Source organism: Stenotrophomonas sp. TWI1149 (assembly GCF_039673155.1).
Classification (GTDB): domain Bacteria; phylum Pseudomonadota; class Gammaproteobacteria; order Xanthomonadales; family Xanthomonadaceae; genus Stenotrophomonas; species Stenotrophomonas maltophilia_AA.
In genome coordinates this window covers 1-23,731 of the sequence record NZ_JBDJLB010000003.1, presented here as the reverse complement: position 1 = coordinate 23,731, position 23,731 = coordinate 1, and the positions used below count along the sequence as shown (strand labels likewise).

At 68.1% G+C, this 23,731-nt stretch carries 24 protein-coding genes; 18 read left to right on the top strand and 6 right to left on the bottom strand.

Annotation, left to right across the window (positions count from 1 at the left end; genetic code table 11):
- Nucleotides 1-19 precede the first annotated feature (19 nt).
- The 4 genes from ABE424_RS04025 (at nt 20) to cueR (ending at nt 4,900) form a co-directional block, all read left to right on the top strand.
- Nucleotides 20-436 (top strand): DUF2231 domain-containing protein, encoded by a 417-nt coding sequence (locus tag ABE424_RS04025; protein ID WP_346477404.1) that lies wholly within the window; start codon nt 20-22, stop codon nt 434-436.
- Entirely contained in the window at nt 433-1,743 is a 1,311-nt protein-coding gene (locus tag ABE424_RS04020; protein WP_346491096.1) for a sorbosone dehydrogenase family protein, read from the top strand. The genes ABE424_RS04025 and ABE424_RS04020 overlap by 4 nt, the downstream gene beginning before the upstream one ends.
- Nucleotides 1,744-1,862: 119 nt before the next feature.
- Nucleotides 1,863-4,403 carry a heavy metal translocating P-type ATPase gene (locus tag ABE424_RS04015; protein ID WP_346491097.1) on the top strand — a complete coding sequence of 847 codons (2,541 nt, stop codon included), beginning with the start codon at nt 1,863-1,865 and terminating at the stop codon, nt 4,401-4,403.
- The gene (gene cueR, locus ABE424_RS04010) at nt 4,400-4,900 is read left to right on the top strand and encodes a Cu(I)-responsive transcriptional regulator (protein WP_346491098.1); all 501 of its coding nucleotides are present in this window, start codon (nt 4,400-4,402) and stop codon (nt 4,898-4,900) included. Before ABE424_RS04015 ends, cueR begins: the two co-directional genes overlap by 4 nt.
- A 17-nt stretch (nt 4,901-4,917) precedes the next feature.
- Here cueR and ABE424_RS04005 read toward each other — a convergent pair whose 3' ends face one another.
- A complete protein-coding gene (locus tag ABE424_RS04005; protein WP_346491099.1) occupies nt 4,918-5,610 on the bottom strand; it encodes a type 1 glutamine amidotransferase domain-containing protein in 693 nt (230 codons plus the stop codon).
- 95 nt (nt 5,611-5,705) lie between these two features.
- Nucleotides 5,706-6,311, bottom strand: coding sequence for a TetR/AcrR family transcriptional regulator (locus tag ABE424_RS04000; protein WP_346491100.1), 606 nt, complete (start codon nt 6,309-6,311; stop codon nt 5,706-5,708).
- Between the two features lie 137 nt (nt 6,312-6,448).
- On the opposite strand from ABE424_RS04000, the gene ABE424_RS03995 reads away from it, so the two are divergent.
- Nucleotides 6,449-6,718: a hypothetical protein gene (locus ABE424_RS03995; RefSeq protein WP_346491101.1), complete on the top strand. Its 270-nt coding sequence runs from the start codon at nt 6,449-6,451 to the stop codon at nt 6,716-6,718.
- 19 nt (nt 6,719-6,737) lie between these two features.
- Here the strand turns inward: ABE424_RS03995 and ABE424_RS03990 are convergent, their stop codons facing one another.
- A complete protein-coding gene (locus ABE424_RS03990) occupies nt 6,738-8,105 on the bottom strand; it encodes a PLP-dependent aminotransferase family protein (protein ID WP_346491102.1) in 1,368 nt (455 codons plus the stop codon).
- Between the two features lie 190 nt (nt 8,106-8,295).
- Here ABE424_RS03990 and cyoA point away from each other — a divergent pair, with 190 nt between their 5' ends.
- Genes cyoA through ABE424_RS03955 form a run of 7 tightly spaced genes read left to right on the top strand, consistent with a single transcriptional unit; the run spans nt 8,296 to nt 14,789 of the window.
- On the top strand, nt 8,296-9,270 hold the full coding sequence (gene cyoA, locus ABE424_RS03985) for a ubiquinol oxidase subunit II (protein ID WP_346491103.1): 975 nt from the start codon (nt 8,296-8,298) through the stop codon (nt 9,268-9,270).
- A gap of 2 nt (nt 9,271-9,272) precedes the next feature.
- Nucleotides 9,273-11,252 carry a cytochrome o ubiquinol oxidase subunit I gene (gene cyoB, locus ABE424_RS03980; protein ID WP_346491104.1) on the top strand — a complete coding sequence of 660 codons (1,980 nt, stop codon included), beginning with the start codon at nt 9,273-9,275 and terminating at the stop codon, nt 11,250-11,252.
- Nucleotides 11,249-11,887, top strand: a complete 639-nt coding sequence (cyoC, locus tag ABE424_RS03975; RefSeq protein ID WP_346491105.1) for a cytochrome o ubiquinol oxidase subunit III — start codon at nt 11,249-11,251, stop codon at nt 11,885-11,887. The genes cyoB and cyoC overlap by 4 nt, the downstream gene beginning before the upstream one ends.
- Nucleotides 11,884-12,207: a cytochrome o ubiquinol oxidase subunit IV gene (gene cyoD, locus ABE424_RS03970; protein WP_346491106.1), complete on the top strand. Its 324-nt coding sequence runs from the start codon at nt 11,884-11,886 to the stop codon at nt 12,205-12,207. Before cyoC ends, cyoD begins: the two co-directional genes overlap by 4 nt.
- Complete coding sequence (locus ABE424_RS03965; RefSeq protein WP_346491107.1) at nt 12,204-12,686, top strand: copper chaperone PCu(A)C; 483 nt, start codon at nt 12,204-12,206, stop codon at nt 12,684-12,686. The genes cyoD and ABE424_RS03965 overlap by 4 nt, the downstream gene beginning before the upstream one ends.
- A complete protein-coding gene (locus ABE424_RS03960; protein ID WP_346491108.1) occupies nt 12,683-13,252 on the top strand; it encodes an SCO family protein in 570 nt (189 codons plus the stop codon). Before ABE424_RS03965 ends, ABE424_RS03960 begins: the two co-directional genes overlap by 4 nt.
- Nucleotides 13,253-13,289: 37 nt before the next feature.
- Nucleotides 13,290-14,789: an MFS transporter gene (locus ABE424_RS03955; RefSeq protein WP_346491109.1), complete on the top strand. Its 1,500-nt coding sequence runs from the start codon at nt 13,290-13,292 to the stop codon at nt 14,787-14,789.
- 35 nt (nt 14,790-14,824) lie between these two features.
- Here the strand turns inward: ABE424_RS03955 and ABE424_RS03950 are convergent, their stop codons facing one another.
- The 3 genes from ABE424_RS03950 to ABE424_RS03940 all read right to left on the bottom strand — a co-directional run bounded on the left by ABE424_RS03950 (nt 14,825) and on the right by ABE424_RS03940 (nt 18,102).
- On the bottom strand, nt 14,825-15,658 hold the full coding sequence (locus ABE424_RS03950) for a class I SAM-dependent methyltransferase (protein WP_346491110.1): 834 nt from the start codon (nt 15,656-15,658) through the stop codon (nt 14,825-14,827).
- Nucleotides 15,659-15,743: 85 nt separating this feature from the next.
- Nucleotides 15,744-17,024, bottom strand: a complete 1,281-nt coding sequence (locus ABE424_RS03945) for an Nramp family divalent metal transporter (protein ID WP_346491245.1) — start codon at nt 17,022-17,024, stop codon at nt 15,744-15,746.
- A gap of 133 nt (nt 17,025-17,157) precedes the next feature.
- Nucleotides 17,158-18,102, bottom strand: coding sequence for a LysR family transcriptional regulator (locus ABE424_RS03940; protein WP_346491111.1), 945 nt, complete (start codon nt 18,100-18,102; stop codon nt 17,158-17,160).
- A gap of 165 nt (nt 18,103-18,267) precedes the next feature.
- Between ABE424_RS03940 and ABE424_RS03935 the strand changes: the two genes are divergently transcribed.
- The 6 genes from ABE424_RS03935 (at nt 18,268) to ABE424_RS03910 (ending at nt 23,647) form a co-directional block, all read left to right on the top strand.
- Nucleotides 18,268-19,410: an MFS transporter gene (locus tag ABE424_RS03935; RefSeq protein WP_346491112.1), complete on the top strand. Its 1,143-nt coding sequence runs from the start codon at nt 18,268-18,270 to the stop codon at nt 19,408-19,410.
- A gap of 46 nt (nt 19,411-19,456) precedes the next feature.
- Nucleotides 19,457-20,227: a hypothetical protein gene (locus tag ABE424_RS03930; RefSeq protein ID WP_346488039.1), complete on the top strand. Its 771-nt coding sequence runs from the start codon at nt 19,457-19,459 to the stop codon at nt 20,225-20,227.
- Between the two features lie 50 nt (nt 20,228-20,277).
- Entirely contained in the window at nt 20,278-21,255 is a 978-nt protein-coding gene (locus tag ABE424_RS03925; RefSeq protein ID WP_346491113.1) for a zinc-binding dehydrogenase, read from the top strand.
- A gap of 244 nt (nt 21,256-21,499) precedes the next feature.
- Nucleotides 21,500-21,919 carry a cupin domain-containing protein gene (locus ABE424_RS03920; RefSeq protein ID WP_346491114.1) on the top strand — a complete coding sequence of 140 codons (420 nt, stop codon included), beginning with the start codon at nt 21,500-21,502 and terminating at the stop codon, nt 21,917-21,919.
- A gap of 77 nt (nt 21,920-21,996) precedes the next feature.
- Entirely contained in the window at nt 21,997-22,653 is a 657-nt protein-coding gene (locus ABE424_RS03915) for an SDR family oxidoreductase (protein WP_346491115.1), read from the top strand.
- Nucleotides 22,654-22,729: 76 nt separating this feature from the next.
- Nucleotides 22,730-23,647: a M14 family metallocarboxypeptidase gene (locus ABE424_RS03910; RefSeq protein WP_346491116.1), complete on the top strand. Its 918-nt coding sequence runs from the start codon at nt 22,730-22,732 to the stop codon at nt 23,645-23,647.
- The last annotated feature ends 84 nt before the right edge of the window (nt 23,648-23,731 follow it).

The following is a 23,731-nucleotide window of genomic DNA, read 5'->3' as shown; positions in this document are numbered from 1 at the left end:
CCCTCACCAGGAGACCACCATGGCTTCGACCGTTGTCCTGACCCGATCATGGGTCATCCATCCGTTCCACGCCGCTGTACTGGGTGGCGTGCTGCCGCTGTTCCTCGGCGCGCTGCTGGCGGACTACGCTTACTGGAGCTCGTACGAGATCCAGTGGGCCAACTTCGCCTCCTGGCTGCTGATCGGCGCCATGGTGATGACCACGCTGGCCCTGCTGTGCGGGATCGTCGGCCTGGTCCGTCGCAGCCGTAACCTTGCGTATGTGGTGCTGCTGGCCGTGACCTGGGGCGTGGGCTTCATCAACTGCCTGCACCACGCCCGCGATGCGTGGGCGGTGATGCCGGCCGGTCTGGTGCTTTCGGTGATCCTGACGGTGCTGGCGTTGATCGCGACCTGGGTGGGACTGTCCAGCCTGCGCGTGGGAGGTGTCCGATGAGCCGCCAGACGATCCGGATCCTCTCGGTGTCCGCGCTTGCGGTCGCACTGGCTGCCTGCAGCGGCAAGGCCCCCGAGCTCGAGCAGTACGGCGGCAACCCGGAGATGCCCAAGCCGCATCGCGGGCTGATGCCGGACATGACCATCGCCAAGCCGGCCCAGTGGGGCGACCGGCTGCCCACCGTGCCCAAGGGCTACCGGATCTCGGCGATCGCCACGGATCTGAGCATTCCGAGGCAGACGCTGGTCCTCCCCAACGGCGACATCCTGGTGGCGGAAGGCCGGGGCGGCAGCGCGCCGAATCTGAAACCGAAGGACGTCATCGCCGGCAAGATCAAGGCCAAGGGCAATACGGCGGTCAAGAGCGGCAACCGCCTGACTCTGCTGCGTGATGCCGATGGCGATGGCACCTACGAACTGAAGACGGTGTTTGCCGACAAGCTCAACGCGCCATATGGGCTGGCGATGATCGGCAACGCGATCTACGTGGCCAACCAGGATGCCGTGGTGCGCTTCGACTACCAGGACGGCCAGACCAAGGCGGCCGCGGCCCCGGTCAAGCTGACCGACCTGCCCGCGGCGATCAACCATCACTGGACGAAGGCGATGACCGCCAGTGCCGATGGCCGCTACCTCTATGTGGGCATCGGCTCCAACAGCAACATCACCGAGCGTGGCATGGCGGTGGAAATCGACCGTGCGCGGATCTGGCAGATCGATGTGGCTACCGGCGCGCACAAGGATTACGCCACCGGCATCCGCAATCCCACCGCGCTGGCGATCCAGCCGGGCACGGGCACGCTGTGGGCGGTGGTCAACGAACGCGATGAGATCGGCCCGAACCTGGTTCCGGATTACCTTACCTCGGTGAAGGAGGGCGGGTTCTATGGCTGGCCCTACAGCTACTGGGGCAAGAACGTGGATCGCCGGGTGATGCCGCAGAATCCGGCGAAGGTCGCCTCGGCGATCGCACCGGACTACGCGCTGGGCTCGCATGTGGCGGCGCTCGGCGTGGCGTTCTCGTCGCCGGTGATGGGCACGCAGTTCGCCGATGGCGTCTTCGTGGGCGAGCACGGCAGCTGGAACCGCAATCCGCCGGTCGGCTACAAGGTGGTGTTCGTGCCCTTCAGCAATGGTCGCCCGGCCGGCGAGCCGATCGATTTCGTGAGCGGCTTCTTCGGCGAAGACGGCAAGACCCGCGGCCGCCCGGTCGGCGTCTCGGTCGACCCGCGCGGCGCCCTGATCGTCGCCGACGACCTTTCCAACACGATCTGGCGCGTCACCCCCGACGGGACGCCCGCGCCGTAACGCTCCAGTAATGGGGACGGATGGGATTAATAATCCCCTCCGTCCCCGTTATGACGCTTGACCTTCCCATGATGGGAACCTTTAGGGTGGCAGGTAACCTCACCCCAAGGACTGTCCCCATGTCTTCCATTGCTTCCCGGTCCGGTGCGCCGATCAGCCGCCTGAGCCTGCCCATCGAGGGCATGACCTGCGCCTCGTGCGTGGGCCGGGTCGAGCGTGCGCTCACTGCGGTGCCCGGCGTAATGAGCGCCTCCGTCAACCTCGCCACCGAGCGCGCCGACCTCGGTTTCATCGGCGCGGCCGATCCCCTGGCCGCCGTACGCGCCATCGAGAGTGCGGGCTACACCGTGCGGGAAGACAGCACCGAACTGAGCATCGAGGGCATGACCTGCGCCTCCTGTGTCGGCCGCGTCGAACGCAGCCTCGGGCAGGTGCCCGGCGTGATCGCCGCCAGCGTCAACCTCGCCACCGAGCGCGCCCAGGTACGCCATCTGGCGGGCACCGTGTCCGTCGCCGATCTCGAGGCCGCCGTGGAAAAGGCCGGCTATACCGGGCGCGCCGTCACCGTCAGCACCGCTGCGGCCGGCGAGCAGGAGGAGGAACGCCGCGAAGGGGAAGCGCGCGCGCTGCGCCGCTCCCTGGTGCTCGCCGCCGCGCTGACCCTGCCGGTGTTCATCCTCGAAATGGGCTCGCACCTGGTCCCGGCCATGCACCACTGGGTGATGCACACCCTGGGAATGCAGACCAGCTGGTATCTGCAGTTCGCGCTGGCCACGCTGGTGCTGTTCGGGCCCGGCCTGCGTTTCTTCCGCAAGGGCGTACCGGCACTGCTGCGTGGCGCGCCGGACATGAACTCGCTGGTGTCGCTGGGCACCGCGGCGGCCTATGGCTACTCGGTGGTCGCCACCTTCGCGCCGGGCGCACTTCCGCCGGCAACCGCCAACGTCTACTTCGAGGCGGCCGTGGTGATCGTGACCCTGATCCTGCTCGGACGCACGCTGGAGGCGCGGGCCAAGGGCCGCACCTCACAGGCGATCAAGCGCCTGGTCGGGCTGCAGGCGCGGACCGCTCGCGTGCAGCGCGGCGCTGACACCGTCGAAGTGCCGCTCGAGCAGGTCACGCGCGGCGACATCGTGCTGGTCCGCCCGGGCGAGAAAGTGCCGGTGGACGGAGTGGTGGTCGAAGGATCCTCGTACGTGGACGAAAGCATGATCACCGGCGAACCGGTGCCGGTCGCCAAGGCGGTGGGTGCCGAGGTCGTCGGTGGCACCCTCAACACGACCGGCGCCTTCAGCTTCCGTGTCACCAAGGTGGGCGGCGACACCGTGCTCGCGCAGATCATCCGTCTGGTCGAGCAGGCGCAGGGCTCCAAGCTGCCGATCCAGGCGCTGGTCGACAAGGTGACGATGTGGTTCGTGCCGGCGGTGATGGCCGCGGCCGCGCTCACCTTCCTGGTCTGGCTGGTGTTCGGCCCCGCGCCGGCGCTGACCTTTGCGCTGGTCAATGCCGTCGCGGTGCTCATCATCGCCTGCCCCTGTGCGATGGGCCTGGCCACGCCGACCTCGATCATGGTCGGCACCGGGCGCGCCGCCGAATTGGGCGTGCTGTTCCGCAAGGGCGAAGCCCTGCAGGCCCTGCGCGATGTGAGTGTGATTGCGCTGGACAAGACCGGCACGCTGACCAAGGGCCGTCCGGAACTGACCGACCTGGAGCCGGCCGCCGGTTTCACGGCGGATGAGGTGCTGGCGCTGGTCGCTGCAGTGGAGACCCGTTCCGAGCACCCGATCGCCGAGGCCATCGTGGCGGCCGCCAAGGCGCGGGGTCTTGCACTGGCCCCCATCGAGAGTTTCGAGGCCGTGCCCGGCTTCGGCGTGTCGGCGCAGGTCGGCGGCCGCAGCGTCGCAGTCGGCGCGGACCGCTACATGATCCAGCTCGGCCAGGATGTCGCCGCCTTCCGCGCTACTGCCCAGCAGCTGGGCAAGCAGGGCAGGAGCCCGCTGTATGCCGCCATCGATGGTCGTCTGGCGGCGGTCATCGCGGTGGCCGATCCGATCAAGGAGAGCACGCCGGCCGCGATCCAGGCGCTGCACGCGCTCGGGCTGAAGGTGGCGATGATCACCGGCGACAATGCCGCCACCGCCGCGGCGATCGCCCGCCAGCTCGGCATCGATGAAGTAGCGGCCGAAGTGCTGCCGGATGGCAAGGTCGCGGCATTGAAGCGTTTCCGCGCGGGCGGCGCCAAGGTGGCCTTCGTCGGCGACGGCATCAACGACGCACCGGCCCTGGCCGAGGCCGATGTCGGCCTGGCGATCGGTACCGGCACGGATGTGGCGATCGAGGCCGCGGACGTGGTGCTGATGTCCGGCGACCTGCGTGGCGTGCCCAATGCCATCGCATTGAGCAAAGCGACCATCCGCAACATCAAGCAGAACCTGTTCTGGGCCTTCGCCTACAACGCGGTGCTGATCCCGGTGGCCGCGGGCCTGCTGTACCCGTTCAACGGCACGCTGCTCTCGCCGATCTTCGCCGCGGCGGCGATGGCCCTGTCCAGCGTGTTCGTGCTCGGCAACGCGCTGCGGCTCAAGCGCTTCCATGCACCGATGCAGGCCGATACGCTGGATACCGGCGTCGAGGCAGGCGCTATGAGGGCCGTACGATGAATATTGGGGAGGCAGCGACGTTCTCGGGCGTGTCGGCCAAGATGATCCGCTACTACGAGCAGATCGGGCTGATTCCTCCGGCGGCCCGCTCGGAGGCGGGTTACCGGCATTACAGCCCGCAGGACGCGCACAGCCTGCGCTTCATCCGGCGCGCGCGCGATCTGGGTTTCTCGGTCGAGCAGATCGGCGAACTGCTGGTGCTGTGGCAGGATCGCGAGCGCGCCAGTGCCGACGTCAAGGCGGTTGCGCTGTCCCACGTGGGCGGGTTGAAGGCCAAGATCGCCGAGCTGCAGGCGATGGTGCAGACCCTGGAGCATCTGGCCGAGCACTGCCATGGCAATGACCGGCCGGATTGCCCGATCATCGCTGACCTGGCCGAGCCCGTTGCCGCCGCATCGGACGCGCCGGCGTCCAGGAAGGCACGCCGGACGCCGTTGTTCGGGGCCGATACCCCCGTGTCCTCACGCGGGGTATCGGCGCGGAAGCCACGCGCCTGAGTGACGTCCGCCGGTGATCAGGGCTGTGGGGCGGAGGCGAGCTTCTGCATCAGCACGGCCGCGGCTTCGGCGGACGAGGCCGGATTCTGGCCGGTGATCAGCAGCCCGTCGCTGACCACGTACGAGCCCCAGTCCGGGCCCTGCGAGTAGTCGCCCCCCGCGGCCTTGAGCATGTCTTCGACCAGGAAGGGCACCACGTCAGTCAGGCCGACGCCGGCTTCCTCGGTGTTGGTGAAGCCGGTGACCTTCCTGCCCTGGACCAGCGGGGCGCCCTCGGCGCTCTTGACGTGACGCAGCACGCCGGGGGCATGGCAGACCAGCGCGACCGGCTTGCCGGCGGCGATGAAGGCCTCGATCAGCGCGATCGAGTGGCTGTCTTCGGCCAGGTCCCACAGCGGGCCATGACCGCCGGGATAGAACACGGTATCGAAGTCGGCCTGCGAGACGCTGTCCAGGCGCACGGTGTCGGCCAGCTGTGCGTTGGCGTCCGCATCGGCTTCGAAACGACGCGTGGCGTCGGTCTTGAAGTCGGGCTCGTTGCTCTTGGGATCCAGTGGCGGCTGCCCGCCCTTGGGCGAGGCCAGCACGATCTCGGCGCCGGCGTCCTTGAAGGTGTAGTAGGGCGCGGCCAGCTCTTCCAGCCAGAAGCCGGTCTTCTTGCCGGTGTTGCCGAGTTCGTCGTGGGACGTCAATACGATGAGGACTTTCATGGGTGATACTCCTGTGGGTGCTTGATTAGACTGGTCGTCTAGTGATGGGGCCGAAAAGAACACGCCGATGCCGGCGTGCGTGAGACATCCCTTTGTCAGGGGGCGGTATGCAGAAGGCGGCGGGTCAACGCCACGGCATCGTCGAAGGGGCGGGTCGTGCGGGCGATCTTGACCATGATGCTGGTGCCCAGCCACAGCTGGTACAGGCGCCGCGCCACCGCATCGGGCGGGTCCTGAAGCGTCACCGATCCGTCGGCGACGCCTGCGTCAAGCGCACGCGCCAGACGATCGGTGATCCCGGTGGTGCCGCGCTGCAGGGCGGCCCGCATGGGCTCGGACAGGTCGGCGACTTCCGCGCCGAGCTTCACCGCCAGGCACTTGCCTTGGCAATCCTCGAACGACTGGCTGTCCTGCCACGCAGCGAAATACGCCTCCAGCTGCTCGGCCTTGGTCTGGCCCGGCTGCCGGAAGATGCGGTCCATGTCGGCAAGGTACGCACTGAAGTAGTCCTCGAGCAGCGCCTCGCCGAATGCCTCCTTGGAGGCAAAGTAGTGGTAGAACGAGCCCTTGGGGACGCCCGCCGCTGCGAGCACTTCATTGAGGCCGACGGCGGAGAAGCCCTTGGCGCCCATGATCCGCTGGCCTGTGGCCAGGATCGTGTCGCGGACGGGGGAGGTGGCGGAGGCGGAGGCGGAGGTCATGGGAGGGACTGTACGCCTGATTAGACCGGTCGTCTAGTGCTGGGCGGTTGGCCTGACGGAGAGCCGGCCAGCGGCCGGCACTACCGGATCACGGTATATTCCCCGGCCCCTTTTCATCGCCAGATCCAGACCCCGCCATGAGCATGCCCCGGACATACTACAAACACCCCGCGGAATCCGAGATCGGCAACGGCACGATCTACCTCGAGGCACAGGGCGATGTGATCGTCCGCCAGGTCGAAAGCTATCGCAGCGTGCTGGTCTGGGCCGACAAGTCGGGGCAGGCCGACGAACGCTTCCCGCTGTCCGATCAGCCCTTGTCCTGGCTGGACCTGGATTCGGATGACAGCATCACCGCCAGCCAGTTTGAAGCGGTCTGGAAGCAAGCCAAGGCCGTGTCCGGCTGAGGTTGCCGGGGCGCGGGACTCAGACCGTCCAGCCCGGGCGCTCCGCCGCCGCCACATGCATCAGCTGATCCAGCTGGCGCAGCGCCCGGTGCAGTTCCTGCCGGTGGGCGGCCGCGCCCAATGAAATCCGCACCGCATCGTTGATCGCCACGCCTTCGGGCGTGAAGGCCGACGACGGTGCGATGCCCAGGCCCTGCAGCCGCGCGGCGTGGGTCAGGCTGGCATCGGTCCAGTGCGCGGGCAGCCGGCACCATGCGTGCACGCCCGCGCAGTGCTGCAGGAAGCGCGGCGACAACGCCGACTGCGCCAGGTAGCGGCGCTCGGCCGCCTCTTCCTGCACCAGCTTCAGCATCGCCTGGGCCGAGCCATCCAGGATCAGTTGCGTCACCAGGGCATTCATCAGCGGCGGCGCCATCAGGTTGACCGCGCGCAGGGCATCGAGCACCGGTTGCCGGTCCATGCCGTCGGGCAGGCGCACGAAACCGGTGTGCAATCCCGGGCTCAGGCACTTGGAGAGGGTGGAGATGTAGCAGGCGTGCCGTGGCGCCAGCAGCGCGAGCGGGGCAGGGGCGTCGTCGACCAGCAGCCAGTACGGATCGTCTTCGATCAGTCGCAGGTCCTGCGCGCGGATCACCTGGGCCAGCGCCTCGCGGCGTGCCTGCGGCATCGTGTGGGCGGTCGGGTTCTGCGCGGTTGGGTTGAGGTAGATCAGCCGTGCGCCCTGCTGCTTCGCGATGCGCGCCAGTGCGTCCGGACGCATGCCGTGCGCGTCGCACTCGACCACGTGCAGCCGTCGCTCCAGCACCCGCGCGGCGTGCAGCAGGCCCGGGTAGACCAGGGGCTCGCACAGGATCGTGTCGCCGGCGTCGGTCAACGCCAGCAGCAGGGCCGACAGCGCCGCCTGCGCGCCTTCGGTGACGACCAGCGTATCGGCATCGACCTTGCCGAGGATCGGCTTGAGCCAGTGCTGGGCCGCCCGGTGATCGGCGCGGCTGCCACCGCCCACGTGATACGTCATCAGGTTGTCCGCATCGCTGCGGGTCAGCACGGACGACAGGCCACGCCGCAGAACGTCGGCGACCTGGCCGCCGCCGGGGCTGGGCGGCAGGTTCATGCTCAGGTCGACCAGCTGGGTGAGCTCCACCTGCGGAGGCGCGACGAACGAGCCGAGCGGGCCGCGCGCATCGATCAATCCGCGTTTGCGTGCCTCGGTGAAGGCGCGGGTGATGGTGGTCAGATCCACGCCGAGTTCGGCGGCGAGCGCGCGCTGTGCGGGCAGGCGCTCACCCGGGCGCAGCGCGCCGGACCAGACCGCACGTTCCAGTGCCTGCACGATGCGCAGGTAGACCGGCCCGTGGCCGTCGGCGATGAGGGGGCTCCATTCCATGCGCGCATGGTACGCGCGGCGCAGGGCCGGGCTGCGACAGTGTGTCGCATCATGTATGGATCATGTCGTTGCCTAACGTACGCGGCTGCGGCGGGCACCCCCCATGCATATCGGTCATGCAGGGGGGTGTTCGCCACTTTTCATGATCCGGGCCGCCCGGCCCGGCACTGCGTTGGAAGGGCCGTCACGCATGAACCCCGCTACACATCCCGCTCGCCGCGCCACCCCGGCCGGTCGAGCCCGCGCCGGACGCTGGTTCGGCCTGGCAGCGCTGCTGCCATTGCTCACAGGGTGCAAGAACCTGGAGCTGTTCAACCCCATGGGCAGCATCGCCGAGCAGGAAATGCAGCTGATCCTGGTCTGCACCGGCCTGATGCTGCTGGTGGTGATCCCGGTGATCATCCTCACGCTGTACTTCGCGTGGCACTACCGCGAGTCCAACAAGGAGGCCACCTACGCGCCGACCTGGTCGCATTCCACCGCGATCGAAGTGGTGGTGTGGACGATTCCGTGCCTGATCGTGGTCGTGCTCGGCGTGTTGATCTGGAAGAGCACCCACGCACTGGATCCCTACCGCCCGATCGCGTCGGACAAGCCCGCACTGCGCGTGGAAGTGGTCTCGCTCAACTGGAAATGGTTGTTCATCTACCCGGACCACAACGTGGCCACGGTCAATGAGCTCGTGATGCCGGTCGATACACCGGTGGCGTTCAAGCTGACCTCCGAGTCGATGATGAATGCCTTCTTCGTGCCGCAGCTGGGCAGCATGGTCTACACCATGCCGGCGATGCAGACCCGCCTGCACCTGATCGGCCATACGCCGGGCACCTACGCCGGCATGTCGTCCGCCTACAGCGGTTCGGGCTTCTCGGACATGAAGTTCGATGCGCGGGTGATGACCGAGGCGGACTTTACGCAGTGGCTGGCGCAGTCGCGTGGCACCGCCGCGCACCTGGACCAGGCCCGCTTGGCCGAACTGGAGAAGCCGACCCACGGTGCGCCGATGCAGCGCTTCGCCAGCGTGGATACCGGACTGTTCGACAGCATCCTGCGCCGTTACGGCGGCATGCCCGATGACGAGATCTGCCTGCCCGGCGAAGAACCCGGCGCGAAATCCCAACCCGTAAGCCTGGCCGCGTCTGCCAGCCGTACCGCGGAGAACTGATTGTGCTCGGAAAGTTGAACCTCGAAGCGATTCCCTACCACGACCCGATCATCATGTCGGCGCTGGTGGGCTCGCTGCTGCTGGGCGTGGCGATCGTCGCGGCCATCACGTATTACAAGAAGTGGGGCTATATCTGGACCGAGTGGATCACCTCGGTGGACCACAAGAAGATCGGCGTGATGTACATCCTCCTGGCCTTGGTCATGCTGGTGCGCGGCTTCGCCGACGCGCTGATGATGCGTGCCCAGCAGGCCATCGCCGCCAATGACAGTGCAGGCTACCTGCCGCCGGAACACTACGACCAGATCTTCACCGCGCACGGTGTGATCATGATCTTCTTCGTGGCCACGCCGCTGATCGTGGGCTTGATGAACATCGTGGTGCCGCTGCAGATCGGCGCGCGCGACGTGGCGTTCCCGTTCGTCAACTCGCTCAGCTTCTGGCTGTCGGCGGTGGGCGCGGTGCTGGTGATGCTGTCGATGTTCGTCGGCGATTTCGCCGCGACCGGCTGGGTCGCCTATCCGCCGCTGTCCGGGATCGAGTACAGCCCCACGGTGGGCGTGGATTACTACATCTGGTCGCTGCAGGTCTCCGGCATCGGCACCACGCTGACCGGCCTGAACTTCATCGTCACCATCCTCAAGATGCGTGCACCGGGCATGGACCTGATGAAGATGCCGGTGTTCACCTGGACCGCGCTGATCACCAACATCCTGATCGTGGCGATTTTCCCGGTGCTGACCGCGACCCTGGCGCTGCTGACCATGGACCGCTACTTCGGGATGCATTTCTTCACCAATGACGCCGGCGGCAACGCCATGATGTACGTCAACCTGATCTGGATCTGGGGCCATCCGGAAGTCTATGTGCTGATCCTGCCGTGCTTCGGCGCGTTCTCGGAGATCATCGCCACGTTCTCGGGCAAGCCGCTGTTCGGCTACCGCTCGATGGTCTACGCGACCTCGTCGATCGGCATCCTGTCGTTCTTCGTGTGGCTGCACCACTTCTTCACCATGGGCTCGGGCGCGAACGTGAATGCCTTCTTCGGCATCATGACCTCGATCATCTCGATCCCCACCGGCGTGAAGCTGTTCAACTGGCTGTTCACCATGTACCGCGGCCGGATCCGCTACCACTCCTCGACGTTGTGGACGATCGGCTTCATGGTCACCTTCGCCCTGGGCGGCATGACCGGCGTGATGCTGGCGATCCCGGGTGCCGACTTCGTGCTGCACAACAGCCTGTTCCTGATCGCGCACTTCCATAACGTGATCATCGGCGGCGTGGTGTTCGGGTGCCTGGCCGGCATCAGCTTCTGGTTCCCGAAAGCCTTTGGTTTCACCCTCAACGAGCGCTGGGGCAAGATTTCGTTCTGGTGCTGGCTGGTCGGTTTCTACCTGGCCTTCATGCCGCTGTACGTGCTCGGCTTCAAGGGCATGACCCGCCGCATGAATCACTACGGCGTGGAGGGCTACCAGCCCTGGCTGATCGTGGCCGCGATCGGTGCGCTGGTGATCGCTGCCGGCATCGCCGCGATGTTCATCCAGTTCTACGTCAGCGTGCGTGACCGCAAGGCCAACATGGACCTCACCGGCGACCCGTGGAATGCGCGCAGCCTGGAATGGGCCACGTCCTCGCCGCCGCCGTTCTACAACTTCGCGAAGCTGCCCACGATCACCTCGCTGGAACAGCATTGGGACGACAAGCAGCACGGCCGGGCCTGGCAGCGCCAGGACAGCTACGAGGACATCCACATGCCGCGCAATACCGCAGCGGGTGTGGTGATCTCGGTGTTCAGCCTGGTCCTGTGCTTCGCCCTGGTCTGGCATATGTGGGTGCTGGCCGGCATCGGCCTGATCGGTGTGATCGCCACCTTCGTGCTGCGTTCGTACGACCGTGACGTGGACTACTACGTGCCCGCCGCCGAGGTGAAGCGCATCGAAGACGCGCACTTCGCGCAGATGGAAGGAGCCAAGGCATGAGCGGCGATACCCTGACCGCTGCCACGCAGCACGGGCACCTCGCGGCCGGTCATCACGACCACGCCGACGAGCACCACGACGACGGCAACAAGACCGTCGTCGGGTTCTGGATGTACCTGATGGGCGACTGCCTGATCTTCGCGGTGCTGTTCGCCACCTTCGGCGTGCTGCTCAACGGCACGGCCGATGGCCCCAGCGGGAAAGAGCTGTTCAAACTGAGCTTCGTGCTCTCCGAAACGGTGGTGCTGCTGCTCAGCAGCTTCACCTTCGGCCTGGCGATGCTTGGCATGCAGGCCGGCAGACGCAACCAGGTGGTGGGATGGCTGGCCGTGACCGGCGTGCTCGGTGCGGTGTTCATTGGCATGGAGCTGTATGAGTTCGCCGAGCTGATCCATGAAGGCGCCACCCCGGACGTGAGCGCGTATCTGTCGGCGTACTTCACGCTGGTGGCCACGCACGGCCTGCATGTCACCTTCGGCCTGCTATGGCTGGCCATCATGATCCACCAGGTGCTGAAGTTCGGCCTGGACGGGATCGTGCGCCGCCGCCTGGCCTGCCTGAGCCTGTTCTGGCACTTCCTGGATCTGATCTGGATCTGTGTGTTCACCTTCGTCTACCTGCGGGAGTTCGTATGAGCGGCCACGCCACCCTGAAGGGCTACATCCTCGGCCTGCTGCTGTGCCTGGTGCTGACCGGCGCCTCGTTCGCCGTGGTCATGACCGGGCTCGTACCGCAGCCGCTGCGGCTGACCGCGATCGTGGTGCTGTGCGTGGTGCAGCTGGTCGCGCAGCTGGTGCTGTTCCTGCATATCGGGGCAGGGCGCAGCCAGCGCGAGAACACCGGCATCTTCCTGTGCACCGCCTTCCTGATCGCCATCGTGGTGGCCGGCTCGCTGTGGGTGATGCACAACGCCACCCTCAACATGATGCCGATGCAGATGTCGGGCACGCCATGAGCAGGTCCCGCGCCGGCGCCCTGTGGGTCGGGCTGCTGTTGACGAGCTCCCTGATGCCGGTGGTGGCGGCGGCCGCGCCGACCCACGCCGCGGCAACGGTGTCGGTCAGCGATCCGTGGATCCGGCTGCCACCACCGGCGGCGAGCGTGGCGGCCGGCTATGTCCAGCTGCATAACGGTGGCGGGCCGGACCGGCTGCTGTCCGCCTCGTCCGCGGCGTTCGCCGAGGTGCAGATCCATGCCATGCGCATGGACGGCGAAGTGATGCGCATGCAAGCGCTGCCCGATGGCCTGGCCTTGCCGGAAGGCCAGACCGTGGCGCTGCAGCCCGGCGGCTATCACCTCATGCTGTTGAATCCCAAGCGGCCGTTGTCGGCCGGGCAGACGGTGCGGATCAGACTCCGGTTCGCCCACGGTGCCGAACAGGCGGTGGACTTCAGCGTGCGCGATGGTCGGGTCGCGCAGGGATCGGCTAAGTGAGCCGTCGGCTAGCCGCGGGCCTGCTGGCACTGATGCTGCTGGCCGGCTGCGCGGACGGCCAGGCACCCGTGATGGGCCAGGCGGCCTTTGCGGCCGTGAGGCTGGAGAGCAGCGACGGCCGCACGCTCACCCTCCGGGATCTGCAGGGCAGGCCGACCCTGCTGTTCTTCGGCTTCACCCATTGCCCCGAGGTGTGCCCGCTGAGCCTGGTCAAGGCGGTGCAGATCAAGCGCCTCCTGGGCCCGGCGGCAGAGCGACTGCAGGTCGTCTTCGTGACGGTCGACCCGCAGCGCGACACACCGGCGCACCTGCGCGAATACCTGGCCGCCTTCGATCCGGGCTTCCTCGGCCTGGCCGGTGACGAGGCGGGCACGCGTGCCATCGCCGAAAGCCTGGGCGTGAGCTATCGCCGGGTCGGCGAGGGCGACGCCGCGACCTTCGAGCACACCGCGTCGTGGTTCCTGCTCGGCGCCGACGGACAGCTGCACGATGTGTACGGCTATGCGATGAGCGAGCAGGCGATCGTGGAGAAGCTGCGCGGTCGGCTGGCGGCGGCTGGCACATGAAGCCGTTGACGGCCACGTTCCGAGGGCGGGCACTGCGATGAGCCGTACTGCGCCGCACCGTGCGGACGCCGTGCTGCTGCTCGGCTCGGCCGGCTGCGCGCTCACCGTGCTCGACACCAATGTGGTCGGTGTGGTGCTGCCGACCATCGCGCGCGATCTGTCGGCCTCCTTCGCGGACATCGAGTGGGTGGTCAGTGCCTACGTGCTGTGCTTCGCCGCGTTGCTGCTGCCGGCGGGCACGCTGGCCGACCGCATCGGTCGTCGGCGCCTGTTCCTGATCGGCTTGAGCCTGTTCGCGCTGACCTCGGTGGCGTGCGGCATCGCCGGCACTGCGATGACCTTGTACCTGGCACGGGCCGGGCAGGGTGCGGCGGCCGCGTTCATGCTGGCACCTGCGCTGTCGTTGATCGGGCATGCGCACCAGACCGCCCCCTCGCGTGCGCGTGCCTGGGCGATCTGGGGCGCGATCATGGGCCTGACCATGGTGCTCGCGCCCTTGATCGGCGGCGCCATCGCCACCTGGTTCGGCTGGCGCTGGGCCTTCCATATCAACCTTCCCCTGTGCCTGCTGCTGGCCGGCCTGGCGTGGAGTTTCGTGCCGGAATCGCGCGATCCGGTCAGCCGTCGCATCGACGTGCCGGGCGTACTGCTGTTCGCGGGCAGCATGCTGTCGTGGACCTGGGCGCTGATCCGCGGGCCGGTGGAAGGCTGGGGCAGCGCGGCGGTGCTGCCGTGGCTGCTGGCCGGGACGGTGCTGGGCGCTGGCTTCATCGCGGTCGAACAGCGCCGCGCCCAGCCCATGCTCGACCTGCGCCTGTTCCGCGCGCCGGCGCTGGTGGGCGCAGTGCTGGCGATGTTCGCCTACGCCGCCTGCGTACAGGTGATGGCCTCGTTGCTGCCGCTGCTGCTGCAGAACGCCCGCGGCGACAGCGTGCTGCAGGCCGGCGTGCACATGCTGCCGTTCGCGCTGGCGATGCTGCTGCTGCCGTTCCTCGGTCGCCGCCTCGGCACGCGATGGGCCTCCGGTCGGATCCTGGTGCTCGGCCTGGGCGTGGCCGTGATCGGCAACCTCGGTATCGCCGTGGCGCTGTGGCAGCACAGCAGCGCGGGCCTGCTGCTGGCGATGGCCGTGCTCGGCAGTGGCGGTGGCCTGCTCAATGGCGAAACGCAGAAGGCGATCATGAGCGTGATCCCGCCGGACCGCGCCGGCATGGCCTCGGGCATCAGTACCACCGCGCGCTTCACCGGCATCCTGATCGGGTTCGCCACGCTGGGCGCGGTGCTGTCCAGCCATGTACGTGACGCCGCCCGCGGCGCGCTGACCGAGGCCGGGCAAGCATGGACGCCGGCGCTGATCGAGCGCGTGGTGGTGGGCGAGCTGTCCGTGCAGGGCGCGGCCAGCGACGGCCTCACGCAGCTGGCCCGCCACGCCTACGCGGAGGGGGCCGCCTATGCCTTCGTGACGGCCGCCGTGATCGCACTGGTGGCGATGCTGCTGACCAACACGCTGATGGCGAGGCGCTGTTCGCAGGGATAGAGCGCCGGCGGGTCGCATCCACGCGGGGCGTGGATCTACCAGGCGCGGGCGCGCACATCCCAGCAGGCGGCGGTGAACGTCACCGCATCGCCTTCAACGAACGGCGCAAAGGCCTGCAGTACCGCGTCCATCACCTGCGACCGTGCAGCCGCGTCGAGGTGCGCATTCCGTAACGCGCTTCCGACCGGTCCCAGCAAGGTCACGTAGGTCGCCAGGTCCGCACGGTCGATCCGGCAGACCACGTCCAGCGGCAGGATCTCGACATCCTCCCAGCCCGCGTCTGTCAGGATCTGCTCGACCTGCGCACGGTCGGCGAACGCGAACTGCCCCGGTCCCCCGGGCTGGCGCGCGGGCAGGGTCAACCACGGTGCGGCCGCGCGCTCGGCCGTGGTCATGAAGCCATTCTCGTCGGGGCCGCGCCAGACCAGGGCCTGCAGCACGCCGTCACGTTTCGCCGCCCGCTGCAGCTGCACGAAAGCCTGCACGGGATCATCGAAGAACATCACCCCGAAGCGCGACACGATCCGATCCAGGCTGCCCGGTGCGAACGCATGCTGCTGCGCGTCGGCGACGATGAACTCCACGGGCAGCCCGGCACGTTGCGCGCGCTCACGCGCCAGCGCGATCATCGGGGCCGAGATGTCGACCCCGGTAACGTGAGCATCCGGACTCATCCGCCCGGCAATGGCAAGCGCCACCGCGCCGGTCCCGCAGCCCACATCCAGGACGTGCAGTTCGTCGCCGGGCGGGATCGCCTCGACCAGGTGGGTGGCAAGCGGCGCGAACATCTGGTCTAGGATGCGCTGCGCCTCCACCCACGCCTCACCGGCGGGGCCATTCCATAGCGCGTGCTGCGAGGTGTCGGTCATTGCGTGGCTCGATCTGGGCTTGCCAGTGGGGTAAGGAGCTCGCACTGTGCCACCTCAACCATCGTTGAGGTCAAGTGGGGATGCCTCAGCCCCACCACACATCCACCAGAAGCTTCACGTTCAAGACGATGATCAGGCCGCCGATCAGCCATGACAGCGCGATCAGCCAGCGCGGCGCGACCAGCGCCCCCATCTTGGCCTTGTCCGACACGAACCGCACCAGCGGTACCACCGCGAACGGCAGCTGCATCGACAGCAGCACCTGGCTCAGCACCAGCAACCGCGCGGTGCCCTGCTCGCCGTAGATCGCGGTGACCACCACCACCGGCACGATCGCGATGCCGCGGGTAATCAGGCGCCGTGCCCACGGGGCAATCCGCAGCCGCAGGAAACCTTCCATCACGATCTGCCCGGCCAGCGTCGCAGTCACCGTCGAGTTGATCCCCGAAGCGAGCAGGGCGACCGCGAACAGGGTGGAGGCCAGCCCTACGCCGAGCATCGGCGCCAGCAGCTCGTATGCCTGCTCGATCTCCTGCACGTCGGTACGGCCGTGCGCATGGAACACCGCGGCCGCCAGGATCAGGATCGAGGCGTTGATGAAGAGCGCCAGCATCAGGGCGATGGTGCTGTCGGTCACCGCCCAGCGCAGTGCACTGCGGCGCCCGGCATCGGTGCGCGGGTAGGCGCGGGTCTGCACGATCGAGGAGTGCAGGTACAGATTGTGTGGCATCACGGTGGCGCCGATGATGCCGATCGCCAGGTACAGCGCCTTGGGGTCGGTCACCACCTGCGCGTGCGGGATGAAGCCGGCCAGCACGGCCTGCAGCGGCGGGGCGGCGATGAAGATCTGGATCGCGAAGCAGCCGAAGATCACCAGCAGCAGCGCGATCACGAAGGCCTCCAGCGCGCGGAAGCCGCGGTTCATCAGCAGCAGCACCAGCACCACATCCACCGCGGTGATGATCGCGCCGGCCAGCAGCGGGATGCCGAACAGCAGCTTCAGCGCGATCGCGGTGCCGATCACCTCGGCCAGGTCGCAGGCGATGATCGCGATCTCGCACAGCAGCCACAGGCCCAGGTTCACCGGCCGCGAATAGTGATCGCGGCACGCCTGCGCCAGATCGCGCCCGGTCGCGATGCCCAGCCGCGCGGACAGCCCCTGCAGCACGATCGCCATCAGATTGGAAAGCAGGATCACCGACAGCAGCAGATAGCCGAACTGCGCGCCGCCGGCGATGTCCGTGGCCCAGTTGCCCGGATCCATGTAGCCGACCGAAATCATGTAGCCGGGGCCGAGGAAGGCCAGCAGCCGGAACCACCAGTGGCCGCCGCTGGGAACGGCCACGCTGGCGTTCATTTCACCCAGGCTGGGCGTGTGCCCGTCCGAGGAAGGCCAGGCAGGGGAGTTCCCGGGGCGGCGTTGGATGTCCACGGCCGCAATATAGCAGAGGCTATGTTAGTAAGTCTTTGCAATTTCGGGTCACGCGACCTGACTCCAATCAGCGTGGCGGCGGCAGGCGGCGCATCCCATGGGTGTGTGGCAGGGAGGCCTTCATCGCGTCGATGAAGGCACGCAGCCGACTTGGCATCTGGCGCGTCGTGGGATAGACGAGGTGCACCGGCAAGGGGGGTGCCTCCCGCTCCGGCATGAGGCGGATCAGCCGACCGGCTCGCAGCGCCTCCTCCACCAGCCAGGCGGACACGACGGCGGCTCCCAGGCCCGCCAACGCCGCCTCGCGCACGACGAACAGATTGTCGGTGAACAGGCGGGGCTGGATCGCGATCTGCAGGGCCGGGCCACCGTCGTCGGGCAGCAGCGTGATGCGGTCGCGGTAGTAGGTGGTGAGCGCGATCCAGGGCACGGTGGTCAACAGGGCGGGGTCGCGCGGATCCGCTTCGCCGATCAGCTGTGGCGAGGCAATGACGATGCGAGGCACCTCGGCCAGGGGCACTGCAACGAGGTGTGGCGCGTCCACCGTGCCAACCCGGATCGCACAGTCGATGCCCTCGGCGATGAAGTCCGGATGGCGATCTTCCAGGATCCACTCCAGATTGACCTGGGGATGGCGCGCCAGGAACTGAAGCATCGGGGCCAGCAGCTGCGCTTGCCCGAACGCGTGCGGCACCAGCACCCGCAGCCGCCCGCGCGGCACGTTCACCTCGCCGCGCAGGTCGGCCTGGATCGCGTCCCAGTCGGCGACCAGTGCCTCGGCATGGGCGAAGCACCGCTCGCCGTCTTCGGTGAGGGTCATGCGGTGCGTCGAGCGCTTGAGCAGTTGCAGGCCGAACAGGCGCTCCAAGGCCTGAAGACGCCGGCTCACGGTTGGCTGCGTGGTGCCGAGCTGGGCCGCAGCGGCTGAAAGGCTGCCGCTTTCCACGATGCGCACGAAGGTCCGCAGCAGATCGATACGGTCGGCGCTGGGGGCAGGGCTGATGCTGGTCATGCGTCGGACGTATGAGGAATATGCGGGAAAGCCTACTACACGCCGCGCCTGGGGAGGGCGATGCTGGCGCCACTTTCCCCGTGGTTGGAGTTGCCCATGTCTGTCCTGCATATACCTTCCAGCGCGCCGCCGACGCACACGCTGGCACCGCGATTGATCCTGGCGATGGCTGCGGCGACCGGTTTTTCCGTTGCTTCCATCTACTACAGCCAGCCCATGCTCGGGGTAATGGGGCCCAGCCTGTCCGCGGCGCCCGCCGCCATCGGCTTGGTGCCTACGCTGACGCAGCTGGGTTATGCGCTGGGCATTCTGCTGCTGGCGCCATTGGGCGACCGGTTCGATCGCCGTCGGCTGATCCTGGTCAAGGCTGCGCTGCTCGCGCTGGCGCTTGGCGGGGCGGCACTGGCGGGCAGCCTGCCGACGCTGCTGCTGGCCAGTCTGCTGGTGGGCCTGACGGCGACAGTCGCCCAGGATGTCGTACCCGCGGCAGCCAGCCTTGCACCTGAGGCAAGCCGGGGCGCCGTGGTCGGGAAGGTCATGACCGGGCTGCTGCTCGGCATCCTGCTCTCACGCGTCGCCAGCGGGCTGGTTGCTGAATGGCTCGGCTGGCGCACGATGTTCGGGCTCGCGGCGCTTTCGGTCGGGCTGATGGCGGTGGCCCTGGGACGGGAGCTGCCGCGCTTCGCGCCGAGTACCACGCTGCGCTATCCGGCGTTGTTGGGTTCGCTGGTGGCGCTGTGGCGCGGGCAACCGGCGCTGCGCCGCGCCGTGTTCGCGCAGGGGCTGCTGGCGGTCGGGTTCAGTGCGTTCTGGTCGACCCTGGCGCTGATGCTGCACAGTCGCTATCAACTGGGCAGTGCGGTGGCCGGCGCCTTCGGCATCGCCGGTGCGGCGGGTGCGCTGGCGGCACCGTTGGCCGGGCGGTGGGCCGACCGGCTCGGCAGCCATGCGGTGGCCCGGATCGCGATTCTGGTCGCGCTGTGCGGGTTTGCGATGCTCCTGCTGGATCCGTGGCTGCCGCGGGTCGCGGTGGTGCCGCTGCTGGCGGTGAGTGCCGTGGTGTTCGATTTCGGGTTCCAGTCGGCCCTGGTCTCGCATCAGACCCTGGTCTACGGGCTGGTGCCCGATGCCCGCAGCCGGCTCAACGCACTGCTGTTCACCGGGGTCTTCCTTGGCATGGCCGCGGGCGGCGCGCTGGGAAGCCTGGCGCTCGCAGAGTGGGGCTGGATGGGCGTGGCCACGCTGGCGACCGCGGCGGCGGCACTGAGCCTGTTCGTGCGCCGCCGGCGCCCCCTCCCAACGTCTTAACCCTGAACCGCGTATCGTCACCGCTCTTTTCAGCTGGAGTGGATGCATGCGTTGGATCGTGTTGTTGGCCGCATTGGCGATGCCTGTAGTGGCGTGGCTCTCACAGACCGGCATGTTCGGCCCGACCAACGGCGCAGTGTCCGACCAGTATCCGACGCTGCTGGTGGCGGCCGGGTACGCCTTCGCGATCTGGGGCGTGATTTTCCTCTGGGACGTGCTGTTCGGATTCTGGCAGCTGCGCCTCCGCAAGCCCGACATCACCGGCGTGCGCCCGTGGGCCGCCGCCGGTTTCGCGCTCACCGCCGCCTGGATGCCCGTGTTCTCCAACCAGTGGTTCCTGCCGGCGCTGGCGATCATATGGGCCGCCTTGCTCTGCCTGATCGTGGCCGCCTACCGCGCCTCGCCGATCACCGCTCCGGGCGGTCAACGCGCCTGGGCGGCGTACCCGCTCGGGCTGCACGCCGGCTGGCTGTCGTTGGCGGCCTACCTCAATACCGCCCAGGTGATCGTCGCCTACGGCTGGCTGCCGACGGACAACATGCTCGGCTGGAGCCTGGTGCTGCTGGTCCTGGCCACGCTGCTGGTGCTGGTGGTGAACCAGCTGCTGCGCGGGCATTTCGCCTATCCGGCAGCCGTGATCTGGGCGCTGGCCGGCATGTACGTCAAGCAGTCCGGTTGGGACCTGCCGGGTGCAGGCAACATCGCCACCCTGGCCCTGGTGCTGATCATCATCGTGGTGATCCAGACCGTCTGGTTGCGCGTACGCGCGTACCGCCAGCCGCGCGCGATCGCCGCCGCGCACCGTCATCGTCGTTGATTCCCGTTGCAGGAGACCCCCATGAACATCGTGAAGAAGGAGCGTTGCTGATGCGCGCTGCGATCCATACCACCTTTGGTGATCCCACCCAGGTACTGCACGGCGGCGACGTGCCGCAGCCGGCCCCGGCGGCCGGCGAGGTGCGCATCCGCACCGTGCTGGCGCCCATCCACAACCACGACCTGTGGACCGTGCGCGGCCAGTACGGCTACAAGCCCGAGCTGCCGGCGATCGGTGGCAGCGAAGGGACCGGCGTGATCGACGCGCTGGGCGAGGGCGTCGAAGGCCTGAAGATCGGCCAGCGCGTCAGCGCCGCCTCGGTGCATGGCACCTGGGCCGCGTCCTTCATCGCGCCGGCACGCATGGTCATTCCGATGCCGGACAGCATCGATGACAACACCGCCGCGCAGCTGATCGCCATGCCGCTGAGCGCGCTGATGCTGCTGGAATTCCTGCAGGTGAAGGAAGGCCAGTGGATTCTCCAGAATGCGGCCAACGGCGCGGTCGGCAAGGCGCTGGCGATGCTGGCCAAGGCGCGCGGCGTGCACTGCATCAACCTGGTGCGGCGCGACGCGGGCGTGGCGGAGATGAGCGGGCTCGGCATCGACCACACGATCTCCACCGCGCAGTCGGACTGGATGGCGCAGGTGCAGGCCGCGACCGGCGGCGCCTCGATCGCCGCCGCGGTCGACTCGGTCGGCGGGCGCGCGAGCAGCGAGCTGATGACGCTGCTCGGCGACGGCGGCACGCTGGTCTCGTTCGGCTCGATGACCGGCGAGCCGATGCAGCTCAGCTCGGGCGACGTGATCTTCAAGCAGGCGACGGTGAAGGGCTTCTGGGGCAGCAAGGTCAGCCAGGCCATGGCCCCGGAGGACAAGCGTCGCCTGGTCGGCGAACTGCTGCAGCTGGCCGCCCGCGGTGGATTGAGCCTGCCGGTGGACGGGGTTTTCGGGCTGGATGAGGTCGGTGATGCCGCCAAGGCCAGCCTGGAGCCGGGCCGCAACGGCAAGGTGCTGCTGCGCCCCTGACAGCTACGGTAGAGCCGACCCATGGTCGGCTGTCGCGGTGCCCCCGGTCATGCAGCCGACCCTGGGTCGGCTCTACCGGGTCCACGCGCACGTTCTCGCCGGCCTCGGTCATCAGCGACCGCCTGATCCATTGATGAGCTGGGCTCATGGCTGCATGCCGCTTGCGGCGGCTAGTCCCGATGCGGCCGCGCGCCTACAGTGAGGGTCCGCGGCGAACTGCGCCGTTTCTTCAGGAGATCGCGCCATGCCCACCGACACCGCGCCCATCCGCATCACCAGCGCGGGCACCACCGCCTCGGCGGCCGGTCCGGCGGACTATTTCACCGGCCAGGTGCGCATCGATGCACCGTTCCAGACCGACGCGCCCGCACGGGTCGGCGGAGCCACTGTCACCTTCGAGCCCGGCGCACGCACCGCGTGGCATACCCATCCGCTGGGCCAGACCCTGATCGTCACCGCCGGCGTGGGCAGCGTGCAGGAATGGGGCAAGCCCGCGCGCGACATCCGACCCGGCGACATCGTCTGGATCCCGCCAGGCGTCAAGCACTGGCATGGCGCGAAGGCCGCTACCGCGATGACGCACATCGCGATCGCCGAAGCGGTCGATGGCTCGCCGGTGACGTGGATGGAACAGGTCAGCGACGCGCAGTACAGCGGCGGCTGAACGACGGCGCGCGTCGGGACGGTCGTATCACATCCGCCTGCGTACCCTTGCAGGTCGATTGAAACAGGAGAACCGTCTTGAGCACTGTCTTCATCGTCGGCGCGGCCGGCAAGGTCGGCCGTCACCTGGTCAAGCAGCTGGCCGACAAACAGCATCGCGTGCTCGCACTGCACCGCCGCGCCGGGCAGGGCGCCGAACTGGAGGCACTGGGCGCTACGCCGGTCACCGGTGATCTCACCGCCACCGACGTGGCTGCACTGGCCGCGCAGATGGCCGGCACTAACGTGGTGGTGTTCACCGCCGGTGCGGGTGGCGCAGGCGTGGAAGTGACCAACGCCATCGATGGCCGTGGCCTTGAGCTTACCGTCGATGCCGCCCGGCAGGCGGGCGTGCGCCGCTTCCTGCTGGTCTCGGCATTCCCGGAAGCGGGCCGCAACAAGGGCATGGGCGAGGGCTTCGAGAATTACATGACGGTCAAGAAGCGTGCCGATGTGTATCTGGCCGCCACCGATCTGGATTGGGTGATCCTGCGCCCGGGCACCTTGAGCGATGCGCCAGGCACGGGCCGCGTCAGCGCCGGCCCGGCGATCGCGTACGGCGATATCCCACGCGCCGATGTGGCTGCCACGCTGGTCGCGCTGGTCGAGCACCCCGAGGTGCGCCGCACGATCATCGAGCTCACCGAAGGCGACCGGCCGGTGGAGGACGCCGTCGCGCAGCTTGCCCGGACGTAAGCGGGCAGCCCTGCGCGGCGATGCTGAAGGCGATGGTAAAATCGCCTTTCCACACCGCAACACAGACGAGCACGCCATGAACCACGCCTCCTTCTATCCCATCGGCACCCCCGGCCAGCCGTGGGGCGCAGCGGAGAAGGCGCAGTGGCGTGCCCGCCAGGTGCCGCAGCGGCGCTATGCCGATGATGTCCTGCCAGCGATCGACGCGCTGCGCGATGCGTTCGATGTGAGCCAGTACGGCACGCTGGACTACGCGCCGGACCAGTACCCGCTCTTGGCGGTGCGCAGCCGCGACTGGAATCCGGCTCTGCCGACGATGCTGGTCACCGGCGGCATCCATGGCTACGAAACCAGCGGCGTGCAGGGCGCGCTGCAGTTCCTGCAGACCCGCGCAGCGGAGTATGCCGGCCGCGCCAATCTGCTGGTGGTGCCCTGCGTCAGCCCCTGGGGTTACGAGCGCATCCAGCGCTGGAACGCCGATGCGATCGATCCGAACCGCTCGTTCATGGCCAACAGCCCGGCGGCCGAATCCGCAGCGCTGATGGCCCTGGTCGCGCCGCTGCGCGGCAGTATCGCGATGCATATCGACCTGCACGAAACCACCGACACGGATGAGACCGAATTCCGCCCGGCCCTGGCCGCACGCGACGGCAAGCCGTTCGAACCGGGGCTGATTCCCGATGGTTTCTATCTGGTCGATGACAGTGAGAACCCGCAGCCTGCGTTCCAGACCGCGGTCAATGCGGCGGTCGAGCGGGTGACTCATATCGCCCCGGCCGACGACAAGGGCGAGATCATCGGCTCGCCGGTGGTGGCGCCGGGGGTGATCGAGTATCCGCTGGAGAAACTGGGCCTGTGCGCCAGTGTCAGTGGCGCGAGGTACACCACCACCACCGAGGTGTACCCGGACAGCCCGCGTGCCACGCCACAGCAGTGCAACGACGCCCAGGTGGCAGCGATCTGCGCGGCGATCGATTACGCGCTCGCACACTGACCCACCGCCCGGGTAGTGGGGGGGGCGGGGGCGGCAGAAGGAGGGGGGGTGAGGTGTTCCCCGCGCCCGCCCACACCTGGCGGG